The organism is Secundilactobacillus pentosiphilus (assembly GCF_002217985.1).
In the GTDB taxonomy this organism is placed as follows: Bacteria; Bacillota; Bacilli; order Lactobacillales; family Lactobacillaceae; genus Secundilactobacillus; species Secundilactobacillus pentosiphilus.
On the sequence record NZ_BCMI01000002.1, the window covers coordinates 159939 to 174491 of the forward strand.

A 14553-nucleotide genomic window follows, 5' to 3' on the forward strand; every position below is an offset into this window, starting at 1 on the left:
AAATGCAAGCCCCTCGCATGCTATACTATAAGTTAAGCAGTTTATTGAAGGGAGGTATGAACAGTAACTGTTTTGTTGTAAAAGGATATCAATTTTTGTAAAGTGGTACTGCTATTCTATTCTGTATGCTTATAAGTCCATTAAAAAATCTAAGAAGGTTAAAGTTAGGCGTTAAATTTTCTGCATTAGCTAATAGCTTATAAGTTGTGATTTATATGAATTTCATTAAAAGGCTTTTTGGGATAAAGCCATCCCGTATAATGTGAGGGACACCTCACCTTGGTGATTAAATTCAATAAGGCGGAACAAGTGATGTTACTCACCTATCAAGTCGAAATTAAGCCGACTAAAAAGCAAGCATGGTTGATTGACAACCACATTAGCGGAAGTCGCTGGGCTTACAACCTGTTTTTGGATATCAATAAGCAACGCTACGAACAAGGTTATTATTATTTGAATGCGTATGCCTTTAGTAAGTGGTTTAACCATGAGTACCTTGAGGCCAATCCTGATGATTTATGGATTAAGGATTTATATGCTAAATCGATTAAGCAGGCTTTTATCGATGCGGATACTGCTATGAAGCGGTTCTTCAAGAAGCTGAGTGGCTTCCCTCATTGGCGCTCGTTTAAACGCGGTCAGGGCAGTTATTATTTTGTGAAGAATGGTAGAGCACAAGTGATTGCCTGTGAACGTCATCGAATTAAGCTACCCAAGCTTGGCTGGGTTCGTTTGAAAGAGTTTGGCTATATTCCTACAGACTCAGAACATTTCGTTATCAAACAAGGCCGGATCAAATTCGAAGCTGGTCGGTATTACCTGACCTGTTTAGTGGAACAGGCTGAATTAGCAAAGCTAGAATTGACCGGTGAGCCCATTGGTATTGACCTTGGTCTAAAAGAATTTGCCATTTTAAATGATGGTACTTTATATCCTAATCAAAACAAAAGCAGTCGGGTAAGACGGATCAGAAAACGCCTGCGCCGACTGCAAAGAAAAATGTCCCGTCAGTATCACGCACTGAAAGCTAGAAGACAGAAAGAAGGGAAATCTGCTACTGATTTAAATCTAGCTAAAACTCAGCGGAAAGTGCAACGCTTGTATCAACGATTAACCAACATTCAGTCCAACTATCATAATAAGATTATTGCTACTGTGGTGAGAACCAAACCACGGTGGGTAGCCTTAGAGGATTTGAATGTTAAGGGTATGATGAAAAATCGGCATTTAGCTAAATCGGTTAGTTATCAGGGATTTTATAATTTTAGGATCAAATTAACCGCTAAATGTCAGCAATTAGGCATTCCGGTACACCTGATTCACCGGTTTGAACCAACTTCTAAGTTATGCCATCAATGTGGCCATAAAAAAGTTGATTTGAAACTGCAAGATTGAGTGTATGAATGTCAGAATTGCAACTATACTGAAGATCGCGATATCAATGCGGCTCTGAATATCAGGGATACTGAAAACTTTGAATTAGCCTATTAAAAAAGGTTTCAAAGCATGTACCGGTGGCTAGCCGGGAATTAACGCTTGTGGACTATCATATCAACTGTATTAGTGAGTTTCATGCGAGGCAGGATAGGGGGAAGCAAGAACGATCTATAACTTTTAAAAGTTATCAGTAGCAGAAGGCAGTCATGACTTTATACACCAGCGAGACCGTTGAAGGGGCCGTTCAAAAAGCACTTCAACAACTTCAGCTCGATAAATCTCAAGTGGAGGTGACCATATTAACGAAACCGCGCAAAGGTTTTTTTGGTATTGGTGCCCGAAAGGCAAAGGTAGAGGTTAAGCCGGCTGTTGTCAGCAAGCCAGAAGAAGCAGTGGAGACGACTGATCCGTTAGCTAAAGCATCGTATAACAAATCAGAGTCAGAAACTGAAACTGACAGTGGATCGACACAGGATGTAGCAACCACTGATGAACCAACGGCTAACCGACAAGCTGAATATCAGCAGGTAGCCAGCGAACTCAATCAGTATTTAAGTGAAATTATTAAACAATTAGGCATTGAAGCCATCAGTCAGGTTGTCGTCCAGCACAGACACGTCAACTTGAATTTTGAAACTGAACAAGAGGGGCTACTAATTGGTAAGCATGGCCGAACGATCAACGCACTGCAGAGCCTGGCACAGGTTTATTTAAATCATAAACGGTTCTCCAAACTTGAAGTGACATTGGACGTTGCTAACTACCGTGAGCGCCGGGTAGAAACCTTGACCCGCTTAGCCGAAAATATGGCCCGTGAAGTGGTTGCAACTGGCAAACCAGTTTATCTGGATCCAATGCCATCTTTCGAACGTAAACAGATTCATAGTGTCCTAGCAGACAACGAGCACGTTATGACCTATTCGGCAGGAACGGAGCCGAAGAGGGCGGTGGTGATTACACTTCGTTAGGTGCGTAAAAAAGCGTTAAGGGAGTGGAGCGTAAGGTGACTAGTGGTGTAAACCGCGGGCTTGGGTTTAGACCACTAGTCACCTTACGTGCAACTCCCTGCTTTTTGAAGCCAGTTTGGGCTAGAGGAAAGGGGAGCGGAATGTCTGAGAAGTTGGACAGTTAGGCGCTTTAAATTTACCCAGCTTAATCAGGCTCCAACGAGCAGACAGCTGCATGTAAGGTGCTGTTCGCACAGGTACACCAAAGTCCGGCGCACCCATGCGAACAGCACCTTACACTCCGCTATCTAAACGCTCGTTTCCGCACCTTGTTTTCGCACCTTTTCTCCTTGACACTCCCCCCATTCCAGTCTATTATGATACTTAATCATTCTTATCTTAAATAGATAAAGTAGTCAAAGTGCTTTATCCATGCTGTTAGGGGCATGGAGTGGGCACTTTTTTTGTGCGTGAAAATATGAACAATAAATTAATGGAGGGATAAACATGACGACGACAAGTGAATTTGACACGATTGCGGCCGTTGCAACACCGCCTGGCGAGGGTGGTATCTCAATTATTCGGGTGAGCGGCGACCATGCTTTTGAAGTAGTCATGCCCTTATTTAAGGGTAAATCACTGGATAAGGTGAAAAGCCACACAATCAATTATGGCCATATTATTGATCCAGAAACGCAGTCTGAAGTGGATGAAGTGATGGTTTCCGTAATGCGGGCACCAAAGACTTATACGCGTGAAGATGTGCTTGAGATCAATTGCCATGGCGGTTTGTTAGCCACCAACGAGATTTTGCAGCTTGTCATTAGTCAGGGTGCGCGGTTAGCTGAACCCGGCGAATTCACCAAGCGCGCCTTCCTCAACGGCCGTATTGATTTGAGCCAGGCGGAAGCCGTCATGGATCTGATCCGAGCTAAGACGGACCGGTCGATGAAAGTCGCTTTGAATCAGCTGGACGGGAGTTTATCGCGACTGATTAAAAAACTGCGTCAAGACATTTTGGAAGTTTTGGCTCAGGTTGAAGTCAACATTGACTATCCGGAATACGATGACGTGGAAACGATGACCACTAAACTGCTGCTGGAAAAAGCCAAAGAAGTTAAGGCTTCAATTCAGCAGCTGCTCAAAACCGCTAAACAGGGAAAAGTCCTGCGCGATGGCCTGGCAACGGCAATTGTCGGCCGGCCGAACGTGGGTAAATCCAGCCTACTCAACCAGCTGCTTCACGAGGATAAGGCCATTGTAACGGATGTTGCCGGGACCACTCGAGACGTCATTGAAGAGTACGTAAACGTCGGCGGTGTACCGTTGAAACTGGTTGATACGGCTGGGATTCATCATACGGATGATAAAGTCGAAAAAATTGGTGTGGAACGCTCCAAGAAAGCGATCGCTGCTGCTGATTTAGTGGTACTGGTGTTAAATGCCAGTGAGCCGCTAACGGATGAAGACCGTCAGCTGCTAGCTGATACTGCAGACGAGAAACGGATCATCATTTTAAATAAAACGGATTTACCACTGAAACTAGAAATGCCGGAACTTAAGCAACTGGCTGGTGATACTAAGATCATTCAAGCTTCCATGACTCAGAATCAGGGAATCGATCAACTGGAAGGCGAGATCAGCCACCTGTTCTTCGATGAAGGGATCGAAACGGGCCGCGGCAGCGTGATGGTCACTAACGCCCGCCATATTGGCTTGCTGAAACAAGCCAGTTCGGCTTTAGACGATGTCATGAGCGGGATTGCCGCCGGTATGCCGGTTGATTTGGTACAGATCGATATGACACGGTGCTGGAATACACTGGGTGAAATTACCGGTGACAGTTACCAAGACGAATTGCTGGATCAGCTTTTCAGTCAGTTTTGTGTCGGTAAGTAAACGAGAGAATATATTTAGGAGGAAACAACATGCCTGAGATTCAAGCCTATCAAGGCAAGGACTATGATGTCATTGTCGTTGGTGCCGGTCATGCCGGAGTAGAAGCAGCACTGGCAGCTGCGCGGATGGGCAACAAGACGTTATTAATGACGATTAACCTTGATATGGTTGCCTTTATGCCGTGTAACCCATCCATTGGCGGTCCTGCTAAAGGGATCGTCGTGCGTGAAATTGACGCGTTGGGCGGTGAAATGGGCCGTAACATTGATAAAACCTACGTTCAGATGCGGATGCTCAATACGGGTAAGGGCCCTGCTGTCCGTGCTTTACGGGCACAAGCAGATAAGCACGCCTACCATGCTGAGATGAAGCACACCCTGGAAAAGGAACCGAATTTAACGCTGCGCCAGGGGATCGTCGATGATTTGATCGTTGAAAATAAGGTTTGCCAAGGGATCATCACGAATACGGGGGCACATTATCATGCTAAGACCGTCGTGATTGCTGCTGGAACGTCCGCACGAGGCAAAATTATCATCGGTGAGCTCATGTACTCATCGGGGCCGAATAATTCCCAGCCAGCTATGAAACTCACTAAGAACCTCGAAAAATACGGTTTAGAGCTTGAGCGGTTCAAAACGGGAACGCCGCCACGAGTTGACGGCAATACCATCAATTATGATGAAACTAAAGAGCAGCCAGGCGACAAAGCACCTAACCACTTTAGTTACGAAACGCCGGATGAAAATTACTTGGCGCTTAAGAACCAGCTGTCCTGCTGGTTGACGTACACCAACGAAACCACCCATAAAATTATTCGGGCCAATCTCGACCGCGCCCCAATGTTTACGGGTGTGATCGAGGGTGTGGGTCCGCGGTACTGTCCTTCAATTGAAGATAAGATCGTGCGGTTTGCGGATAAGAGCCGCCACCAGCTGTTCTTGGAGCCTGAGGGCCGGAAAACGGATGAGTGGTACGTTCAAGGACTGTCTACATCAATGCCGGAAGAAGTACAGCAAAAGATCGTCCATTCGATCAAGGGCCTGGAAAAAGCGGAACTGATGCGGCCGGGATACGCCATTGAATACGACGTGGTTTCGCCATATCAATTACGGCCAACGCTGGAAACGAAAGTCATTAAAAACCTGTACACCGCTGGGCAGACTAACGGAACTTCGGGCTATGAAGAAGCAGCTGGTCAAGGTATTATGGCTGGAATCAACGCTGGGTTGCGTGCCCAGGGCAAAGCGCCGTACGTGATGAAGCGTTCAGAAGGCTACATCGGTGTTATGATCGATGATTTGGTCACGAAGGGCACCAATGAACCGTACCGGTTGCTGACGAGCCGGGCCGAATACCGGTTAATTTTGCGTCACGATAATGCTGATTTACGGCTGACGCCAAAGGGCCATGAGCTCGGACTCATTTCTGATGAGCGGTACAGCGCCTTTCTAGCGAAGCGTCAAGCCATTGAAGACGAGATGGCACGGCTAAACACAGTACGGGTCAAGCCCTCTCCTGAAGTGAACGCCTACGTTGAATCGCATAACGAGAAACCGTTGAAAGACGGCGTTTTAGCTGCGGAGTTCCTCCGTCGGCCACAGGTCACTTACAAGGACTTATTGCAGTTTATTCCAGCCCCTGAAAAGCCGTTGGACCGCCGGGTGATTGAGGAAATCGAGATTCGTATCAAGTACGCCGGTTACATTAAGAAAGCCGAAGATAACGTGGCTAAAATGAAGAAGATGGAAGCCAAGAAGATCCCGGAAAACATCGACTTTGATGCCATCGATGGTCTAGCCACGGAAGCACACCAGAAATTGGATAAGATCCGTCCCGAAACCATTGCGCAAGCAACGCGAATCAGTGGCGTCAACCCAGCTGATATTGCGATTTTGAGCGTGTATATCGAACGGGGTAAAATTGCCAAAATTCATTAATTAGAAATGCAGTAACTAAAAAGACTGAACCTTGATCAAGGTTCAGTCTTTTTTGGTCTAATCTAAATTAAGGTGTTTAAATAACCCTTTTTGATAATCACGATCACGTTGACGTTCAATCAAACGATCAGCGTAGCCGCTGCACAGGAATTTTTCCTCTTCGGTTTCGGGAACAATTTCCGGCAGGGGCGGATCAGCGGGGTTAGAAACGGTGACGAAGGTGACAAAGCAGGTGAAGCCCACAAACCGTTCGCCGGTCAGTAAGTGCTCCCCGAGGCCCTTAACGAAGACTTCCAATGAGCGGTGACTGGTGCCAGTAACGTACGATTCAAACAGCATGGCATCCTGCATGACAAACGGCGCGATAAAGTTCATGTGATCCATCGTCGCCGTAACTTGGACCTGACGGATGGCTTGAGAGGCCGCAATTGAGCTGGTATCATCCGCCATAGACAGGATTCGGCCGCCAAACACGGTGTTATGTTCGTTTAAGTCAGAACTAAATACCCGGTGGTTTGAGATGGATAACGTTTCGTGACAGGTTAGCTGATTTGCACTCATAAATGTGACCTCCAATTGTCAGTAATTAAAACCATTCTACCATAAATTCACAAGCAATAATAAAGCGGTTTCATTTAACAGACGAAATCGAATTAATTGTATTTTCGGATAACGACTTGCATAATGAAGCCAAAATTAACGGAAAGAAGCGATGAAAATGACACGCCGTTTAACCCTGTCACCAGAGGCAATTGAAAAAATCAAGCCGCATCTAAGGGAGGATACCCGCATCTTGCTCAGTTACGATGACGGTGTCGGTCCTTATTCTCACCACGGATTAGTGGCCTTACAAATTTCGTTTCAACTAGTACTGATCAATGACAGTCAGTCTTTTAAGGATTACGATGAAAAAATTGAAACTAATCTGCAGCCGATGTACGTCAAAAGTTATTCTGATCGTTTCTTAAGTGACCAGATGACGTTAAAGCTGCAGCCGAAATACCAGACACTGATTTTGGCGGATAATGGCGAAGTCATTGACCAAAATGTCGAGATCGTGGATGAACGAAAATAAGGGTTTAAAAGCAGCCATTGTGATTCAACGGCCGCTTTTTTTGTTGGTTGAAAGGCCGAAAATTGTTGTGAAATCATTAACTTACAAAAAGTAAGCTAATGACGTGACTTTCAAATATGGCAGTCCTATACTTTTCTATGTTGAATAATTTAAGAATCAGTCTTTTTTGATGAAACTGATGGAGGAGTGCGATTCAGATGACAAAGATGATGGCAGGACAAGCATTAGTGAAAGTATTGGAAGATTGGGGCGTAGATCATATCTACGGCATTCCTGGGGGCTCAATCAACCACACGGTGGAAGGCCTATATTTAGAACAAGATAAAATTAAATACATTCAGGTGCGTCACGAAGAAGTCGGGGCCATTGCGGCTTCGGCTGATGCAAAATTCACCGGTAAAATTGGGGTAGCCTTCGGTTCTGCAGGTCCCGGTGCAACTCACCTGTTTAATGGCCTGTACGATGCCAAGATGGATCACGTACCAGTGCTGGCCATTGTGGGACAAGTGCCGCAGCCGACGATGAACACCAACTTCTTCCAGGAAATGGATGAAACGCCGATGTTCGAAGATGTTTCGGTTTACAACCGGACAGTGACAACTGCGGAACAGGTTCCCTACGTCATCAACGAAGCCATTCGGGAAGCCTACCGTCAAAGCGGAGTTGCTGTGGTGATCTTGCCAGAAGATCTGACGACTAAAGAAATTGACTACAAACCAGCTAAGACGCCTAAGGTCGTAGCTAATAACTACAGTCAAACCGTTGATCCCAAGGCGATCCAAGACAGCCTGAAGATGATCAAGGAAGCTAAGCACCCGTTGATTTACGCGGGCCGCGGTTTACTGGGTGCCAGAGACGAGCTGACTAAGTTCTCCGAACAGTTCAACATTCCGGTGATGAACACTGTGCCAGCCACCGGAGTCATTTCAACGGACCACCCGAACTTTATCGGAACGTTTGGCCGTTTGGGTGCTAAGTCAGGGTTCGAAGCTTTGCAGCATACTGATTTGATCCTGTTCTTAGCTTCCGAATTCCCGTTTGCCCAGTTCTGGCCAAAAGACGTTAAAATTATCCAAGTAAACACCAACGCCTTTGATATTGGTAAGACGGTTGACGTTGACTACGCCATCATTGCGGATGCCAAGGCTTACTTAAACGATATGATTGCCACTGGCGAAAGCCGCCCAGCCGATACTTGGCTGAAAGCTAACCAGCAAAACAAAGCTAACTGGGACAAGTGGTTAGACGAACAGGCCGAGGACGACAGCCGCGGCTTGAACCCTGAAGCCGTGACCAAGAAGATCGCTGAACTGGCCGGTCCTAACGATACCTACGCTGTTGATACCGGAAACGTTTCTGAATGGGGCGTTCGTGGTTTACCAATGAACAAGAATCAGCGGTTTGCCATTTCCGGCTTATTTGCAACTATGGGGTTCGGCTTACCAGGCGGTATGGCTGGTGCGCTCAGTGTGCCTGATGCTCAGGCCTGGTCATTATCAGGCGATGGCGGTTTTGCCATGGTAGTACCCGACATCATTACGGAAGCCCGGTATGAGTTACCAGTCATCAACGTGGTCTTCTCCAACGACCGGTTTGGTTTTATCTACTATGAACAGGCTGAATCCAAGCAGCACTTCTATGGCGTTGATCTAACCGATGCCGATTGGGCAAAGGTTGCTGAAGGACTTGGCGGCATCGGCTTTACCGTGAAGAATAAGGCTGATTTGGATGAGGTCTTCGCTAAGGTCAAGGATCTGCAAGCTAACGGCAACAAGAAACCGATCGTCATCAATGCTTACATCAATCCGGATGACCCGATTGCCACAGCCTTTATGCCATTAGACGAAAAGCTCTACGGCGCGGACACTGTTAAGGCGTACTCAGAGAAGTACCACATTGATCCAAAGACGCAGCCATCGTTGGGCGAATTGCTTCGGGCTCAGGGTGATGAAAGATAATCAATAATGAGTAAATAGTGCCGTGCAACTTATTTGGTTGCATGGCACTATTTTTTGGTTGTTAATTAAAAGTTCCCATTTCTTTACAAATTTGCCGTAATCCACGCAACCGTTAATAAATTTGTTATTATACAGATATAACTAACTTTTGGGGAGGCAAAAAAATGGCAAACTGGTTTAGTAAAAAACGCGCAAAGCACCGTGTACTTGGGGGATCCAATAGTGATCATGAAATTGATTATGGCGAGTTGTTCACGAATTATATGAAAGATAAGCAGCAAAATATCTCGCGGCAGCGACAGCAGGCCCAGAAGTTATCCCATCAAATTAAGAAAGAACAGCAACGAAATTCGTAAAATTCAGTTTAAAAAAAAGACTAGTGCAGCTACGCACTAGTCTTTTTGACTACTATTCGTAGCCCAAACCGTTAACGTTTGCCCGCTGAGTTTTAGTGCCCGTCCAAAACGGCACTTTTACCACGCCAGCGACCTTATTCTTCTTAACGAAGCCCCAGTAACGGCCATCGTTTGAAACGCTTCGGTGGTCTCCTAAAACGAAGTAGTCACCCTTAGGCACGACCGTCACGTGCTTGCCCCAGCCGTACTGTTTTGCTAACGACTGTAACGTCCAGTTACGGGTACCTGTTCCAGCTGTTGCTTCACGCTGACTGATAAAACTTTGGCTGACGACTTTATCATTAACGTAAAGTTTGTTGTTGACGAAGGAAACGGTATCGCCAGGCAGGCCGATGACGCGCTTCACGTAATCCGTGCCCGGTGCGGCCTCTGGATCAGCCCCGTGAGCATCAAAGACGACTACGCTGAGGTGTTTGATCTTGGCCTGTTTGAACATCCAGACCCGTTCATTATTGGTCAGATTTGGTTCCATTGACGGTCCATCGACCCGAACCGGTGATAGGACAAAGCTTTTTAATCCGAATGCCAGCAGCAGACCAATGACGACTGGTATGACGATTTCCTTGATGAATTTCATGACGTTTTTTTCCCTTCCAGAGTATGCGGTGCAGACCCTGATATCTTAATTAAATACACTTTATATTACTCTTTTTCTGCTAAAAGTCACAATGAGCGACGGTGATTTATCATAATGTTAATGAGCTTATAAATGATTTTGCTAGTATTTTTGGCATAATTTCGTATCATGGTAAGTATGATGCAATTTTGAAGGGATGGCTTGATAACATATGTCTGAAAAACGTCACCGGCTTCGGTTTACTTTAATTTTAGGGACTTTGAGTGCCACGGGACCATTGTCGATTGATTTATATCTGCCGGCGCTGCCGCAAATGATGCGCCAATTTCGTACTTCCGCGTCGCTGATTCAACTCAGTTTAACGGCGTGTCTTTTAGGCTTGGCGTTTGGCCAGTTGATTGCCGGGCCGTTAAGCGATCATTACGGCCGTAAAAAACCGCTGCTTGCCGGTTTCTTGGTGTTTGCTGCGGCTTCGTTTCTGATCGCGCTGACGCACTCGATTCCCATGCTGATCGTGATGCGGTTTATTCAGGGCCTGGCGGGTGCCAGTGGTCAGGTGCTTTCCAGAGCGGTGGCGCGAGACCTGTTCAGCGGTCACGCGTTGACTAATTTTTACGCCATTTTAAACGCGGTGAACGGGGTTTTCCCGATCATCGCGCCGATCATCGGCGGATACATGATCCAGTTCGTACCGTGGGAAGCCGTTTTTATTCTCCTGGGTGTGATCGGGCTCGGGCTTTCCGGACTGATTGTGATTGGGATTCCAGAAACGCTGGCACCGGCAAAACGTTTGACGGGACCGCTGTTTGCCACTTTTAAGTCCTTCGGCAGCCTCGTTAAAATGCCGGGGTTCATGCGTCATATTATAGGCACCGGCTTAATTTACGGCTGCTTGTTCAGCTATATTTCTGCCTCAACCTTTATTTACCAGCAGCTATTCCAGCTGTCCGCCCAAACCTTTAGTCTGATTTACGCGCTGAATGGGCTGGGAATTGTGATCGGCAGCGGGCTGCCCAGCCGCGTTAACCGGCTGTCGGAAGTCAGCCAAATGAAGCTTGGCATCGTGCTGGTATTATTAGATAGTCTGGCCTTACTGCTTGGGTCATGGCTGCGATTCTCACTGATCGCAGTGGCAGTATTGCTGTGGTTCTTAGTGTTATTCATCGGGATGCTGCTGACGCTGACGACTTCGATCATCATGAACCAAGCATCCCAAAACGCCGGCAGTGCCTCTGCGCTGGTCGGGCTATCACAAAATGCGTTTGGCGGGATCTCCTCACCATTAGTGGGCTTGTTTGGTACCGCGAGTTACGCACCAATGGCTGGGCTGATTTTGATCTATAGTCTAGGTGCGTTAGGCCTAGTGTATAAGGACCGGATGCAGACGCCTTAAAAATGCAGTAGAATGAACCTACTTAAATTTAAAATACGTATTAGGAGGAAAATGAATGCAACCATCAAATCCAGCAGAATTAACAGCAAACGATTTTAAGCAGTATCATCAAGAACTAAAACAACGATCAGACGCCGCCGTTATCAGCCGCGCGGTAATGACGAACGGGATAGATGCCGCGGCTACCGATCCGCAGGCCAAGGTCCGCCTCCACCGGGAATTTTCAGTTGAGTTAGACACGGGGACCGTGACAAATCAAAAACAAAGCGGCCGCTGCTGGGAGTTTTCATTACTCAATACCTTGCGGCACAAGTTTGAGCAGTCACACCACGTGAAAAACTTTGAACTGTCGCAAAACTACCTGTTCTTCTGGGACAAAGTGGAACGGGCGAATATGTTTTACGAGCATATTCTAGCGACGGCTGATAAGGATCCGAATGACCGTGAAGTGGCTTTCTACCTCAAAATGGCAGGCGGCGACGGCGGTCAGTGGCCCATGGCAGCTGCACTGGTTGAAAAGTACGGGGTGATGCCGGCTGACGCGATGCCAGAAACGTATAACACTGATCATACCAGTGCCTTTGCATCCACCTTGGCACTTAAAATGAAACGGGATGCCGTTATTTTACGTGATCTGGTCCACGACGGTGCCAGCGCGGACCAGCTGGCGAAAAGACGTCACCAAATGGTTGGTGAAGTGTACCGGATGGCAGCTTATTCCTTCGGCGAACCGCCGACTCACTTTGATTTAGAATATCGCGATAAGGATCAAAAGTGGCACCGGCAGGCTCATTTAACGCCAACGGCCTTTTTCAAACAGGAATTTGATGTTGATCTGGAAGATTATGTCGTGGTGACGAATTCACCGGATAAACCGCTGAATGAACTGTACCGTTTGGCCAGTCAGGAAAACATTGTTGGCGGCAAGCAGATTCAGTTTTTAAACGTGGAAATGCCCGTTTTGAAGAAAACGGCGATCGCACAGCTGCAAGACGGCGAAACCGTTTGGTTCGGCAATGACGTCCTCCAGCAGATGAGCCGCGAACAGGGTTTCTTAGACGCTCAATTATACCGACGTGCTGAACTGTTTGGTATCGATCTGTCACTGACAAAGGCACAGCGGTTCGCTTACCACGAAGCCGAAGTGACCCATGCCATGACCTTAACGGGTGTTAACCTAGTTGATGGTCAGCCTAACCGCTGGAAAGTGGAAAACTCCTGGGGTGAGAAAAACGGTGAAAAGGGCTACTTCGTGATGACGGATGATTGGATGGATCAGTTTGTCTATGAAGTTGTCGTTCATAAAAAGTACCTGACGGATGAACAGCGTGCGATCTTAACGCATCGTCCGGTCGAATTAGCACCGTGGGATCCGCTGATGTAGGTTTAAAATTGATGTTAACAGCCACGACAAAGGGCGTTCTCAAAACTGGGAACGCCCTTTGTCGTGGCTGTTTTCACCGTTGCAAAACTTTGTAAGCTGCTAGTAGTGCAATGGTATTAACTTTGCGGAGCGCGCGTTTGATATCGCTCAGCTGGGATTTGGATATTTTATGGGTAATAACCGTTACGCGGGCCGTCTGATGATCGGTTTTAGTTTGTACGATCTGACTAAAGCTGGCACCGGATTGCGTCACAATTTGAGTGAATTTCAACATTTGACCAGGCGCATCCAGCATCTTGAGGGAAAGGTAGTAGGCGTACTTAACGTCCTTTGGATCGATATTACCGATTTCGCTCGGACTGCTTTGATAATTATTGAAGAAATGGCCAGTAGTTCCCAACACAATGTTTTTGGTAACTGAAACGATATCGCTTAACACGCTGTTAGCAGTTGGCAGACCGCCAGCTCCCGGTCCGTAAAAGAGGGTTTCTCCAACGGCTTCACCCGTTACCATCACGGCGTTATTTTCGTTATGGATCGTGGCCAGCGGATGGTCTTGAGGAACCAACACAGGGCCCACTTCGGCAAAAACACCATTATCGATGCGGCGTGAAATCCCCAGTAATTTGATGGTATAGCCGAAATCTGCTGCGCGCTGAATATCATCCTGTTGAATAGTTGAAATACCTTCAACGGACATATTGGATAGCTTAATATGGGCGCCGTATGAAAACTGGCTCAAAATGACCATTTTGTAGGCGGAATCAATGCCTTCGACATCGTTGGTGGGATCGGATTCCGCGAAGCCCAGCTCCTGAGCCTTCATCAAAGCTTGATCATATGACCAGTGCTGTTGCTGCATCTGGGTGAGGATGAAGTTGCACGTCCCGTTGACAATCCCCTTAACTTCGGTGATGTAATCAGCCGCGAAGCTGTTGACAATGGTCCTTAAAATGGGGATACCGCCGGCAACACTTGCTTCATACATCAAGTCGCAGTGGTTTTGTTTGGCAGTGGCGGCGAGTTCTTCGCCTGCAGAGGCAATTAAATCCTTGTTCGCGGTCACCACGTGTTTTTTGGCGTTCAGCAGCGCGGTCACGAATTCTTTGGCAGGATGGATACCGCCCATGACTTCCACCGCGATTTTAATTTCGGGATCGTTGATAATGGCGCTCAGATCCGTTGTCAGCGTGACGTCCTTTGGTACTTGACGGCGGTGCTTCGCAACGTTTCTGACCACGATGGTTTTTACACTGAGCCTGCGACCAGTGATGGTTTGAACTTTATCAGAATTTTCAATAATCATTTTGAGAACACTGCTGCCAACAGTTCCAAGGCCAATTAGGCCAATTTTAATTTCATTCATGCATCTGATGCTCCTCATTTTTCCTTACCTGCCAGTATAGCAAATAATATGAGAATATTGTTAAAATTAACAATAAATTCTCATTAAATTGAGCTGGCGGTGAAAATAAAAGAGGCTGTGACTTAAGTCATAAATCATAGCTTTCAAAAAAGACTTATCGA

At 46.7% G+C, this 14553-nt stretch carries 11 protein-coding genes and 1 pseudogene; 9 read left to right on the forward strand and 3 right to left on the reverse strand.

The features are described 5' to 3' along the window. The first annotated feature begins 312 nt into the window (after positions 1–312). From CES81_RS01845 to mnmG, 4 genes and pseudogenes are all read left to right on the forward strand, one after another. A pseudogene (locus tag CES81_RS01845) lies at positions 313–1491 on the forward strand (RNA-guided endonuclease InsQ/TnpB family protein). Positions 1492–1643: 152 nt separating this feature from the next. Further along, complete coding sequence (gene jag / locus CES81_RS01850) at positions 1644–2405, forward strand: RNA-binding cell elongation regulator Jag/EloR (RefSeq protein WP_089120452.1); 762 nt, start codon at positions 1644–1646, stop codon at positions 2403–2405. Between the two features lie 486 nt (positions 2406–2891). Beyond that, complete coding sequence (gene mnmE, locus CES81_RS01855; protein ID WP_089120453.1) at positions 2892–4283, forward strand: tRNA uridine-5-carboxymethylaminomethyl(34) synthesis GTPase MnmE; 1392 nt, start codon at positions 2892–2894, stop codon at positions 4281–4283. Positions 4284–4312: 29 nt separating this feature from the next. Then, a complete protein-coding gene (gene mnmG, locus CES81_RS01860; RefSeq protein WP_089120454.1) occupies positions 4313–6223 on the forward strand; it encodes a tRNA uridine-5-carboxymethylaminomethyl(34) synthesis enzyme MnmG in 1911 nt (636 codons plus the stop codon). A gap of 57 nt (positions 6224–6280) precedes the next feature. Here mnmG and CES81_RS01865 read toward each other — a convergent pair whose 3' ends face one another. Further along, positions 6281–6784 (reverse strand): acyl-CoA thioesterase, encoded by a 504-nt coding sequence (locus CES81_RS01865; RefSeq protein WP_089120455.1) that lies wholly within the window; start codon positions 6782–6784, stop codon positions 6281–6283. Between the two features lie 157 nt (positions 6785–6941). On the opposite strand from CES81_RS01865, the gene CES81_RS01870 reads away from it, so the two are divergent. From CES81_RS01870 to CES81_RS01880, 3 genes are all read left to right on the forward strand, one after another. Then, positions 6942–7298 carry an iron-sulfur cluster biosynthesis family protein gene (locus CES81_RS01870; RefSeq protein WP_089120456.1) on the forward strand — a complete coding sequence of 119 codons (357 nt, stop codon included), beginning with the start codon at positions 6942–6944 and terminating at the stop codon, positions 7296–7298. Between the two features lie 197 nt (positions 7299–7495). After that, complete coding sequence (gene spxB / locus CES81_RS01875) at positions 7496–9256, forward strand: pyruvate oxidase (RefSeq protein ID WP_089120457.1); 1761 nt, start codon at positions 7496–7498, stop codon at positions 9254–9256. A 164-nt stretch (positions 9257–9420) separates the two neighbouring features. Continuing rightward, positions 9421–9612, forward strand: coding sequence for a hypothetical protein (locus CES81_RS01880; RefSeq protein WP_089089391.1), 192 nt, complete (start codon positions 9421–9423; stop codon positions 9610–9612). A 52-nt stretch (positions 9613–9664) separates the two neighbouring features. Here CES81_RS01880 and lepB read toward each other — a convergent pair whose 3' ends face one another. After that, positions 9665–10249 carry a signal peptidase I gene (lepB, locus tag CES81_RS01885; protein WP_089089392.1) on the reverse strand — a complete coding sequence of 195 codons (585 nt, stop codon included), beginning with the start codon at positions 10247–10249 and terminating at the stop codon, positions 9665–9667. Positions 10250–10460: 211 nt separating this feature from the next. Here lepB and CES81_RS01890 point away from each other — a divergent pair, with 211 nt between their 5' ends. Then, complete coding sequence (locus CES81_RS01890) at positions 10461–11642, forward strand: multidrug effflux MFS transporter (RefSeq protein ID WP_089120458.1); 1182 nt, start codon at positions 10461–10463, stop codon at positions 11640–11642. A 55-nt stretch (positions 11643–11697) separates the two neighbouring features. Continuing rightward, positions 11698–13026 carry a C1 family peptidase gene (locus tag CES81_RS01895; RefSeq protein WP_089120459.1) on the forward strand — a complete coding sequence of 443 codons (1329 nt, stop codon included), beginning with the start codon at positions 11698–11700 and terminating at the stop codon, positions 13024–13026. A gap of 73 nt (positions 13027–13099) precedes the next feature. On the opposite strand, the gene CES81_RS01900 is transcribed toward CES81_RS01895, so the two are convergent. After that, positions 13100–14392, reverse strand: a complete 1293-nt coding sequence (locus CES81_RS01900; RefSeq protein WP_089120460.1) for a homoserine dehydrogenase — start codon at positions 14390–14392, stop codon at positions 13100–13102. Positions 14393–14553: the final 161 nt, after the last annotated feature.

Excerpts from the sequence above, each read along its gene's own strand:
- jag (WP_089120452.1), top strand. The coding sequence starts at position 1,644 with ATGACTTTATACACCAGCGAGACCGTTGAAGGGGCCGTTCAAAAAGCA.
- mnmE (WP_089120453.1), top strand. The coding sequence starts at position 2,892 with ATGACGACGACAAGTGAATTTGACACGATTGCGGCCGTTGCAACACCG.
- mnmG (WP_089120454.1), top strand. The coding sequence starts at position 4,313 with ATGCCTGAGATTCAAGCCTATCAAGGCAAGGACTATGATGTCATTGTC.
- CES81_RS01865 (WP_089120455.1), bottom strand. The coding sequence starts at position 6,784 with ATGAGTGCAAATCAGCTAACCTGTCACGAAACGTTATCCATCTCAAAC.
- CES81_RS01870 (WP_089120456.1), top strand. The coding sequence starts at position 6,942 with ATGACACGCCGTTTAACCCTGTCACCAGAGGCAATTGAAAAAATCAAG.
- spxB (WP_089120457.1), top strand. The coding sequence starts at position 7,496 with ATGACAAAGATGATGGCAGGACAAGCATTAGTGAAAGTATTGGAAGAT.
- CES81_RS01880 (WP_089089391.1), top strand. The coding sequence starts at position 9,421 with ATGGCAAACTGGTTTAGTAAAAAACGCGCAAAGCACCGTGTACTTGGG.
- lepB (WP_089089392.1), bottom strand. The coding sequence starts at position 10,249 with ATGAAATTCATCAAGGAAATCGTCATACCAGTCGTCATTGGTCTGCTG.
- CES81_RS01890 (WP_089120458.1), top strand. The coding sequence starts at position 10,461 with ATGTCTGAAAAACGTCACCGGCTTCGGTTTACTTTAATTTTAGGGACT.
- CES81_RS01895 (WP_089120459.1), top strand. The coding sequence starts at position 11,698 with ATGCAACCATCAAATCCAGCAGAATTAACAGCAAACGATTTTAAGCAG.
- CES81_RS01900 (WP_089120460.1), bottom strand. The coding sequence starts at position 14,392 with ATGAATGAAATTAAAATTGGCCTAATTGGCCTTGGAACTGTTGGCAGC.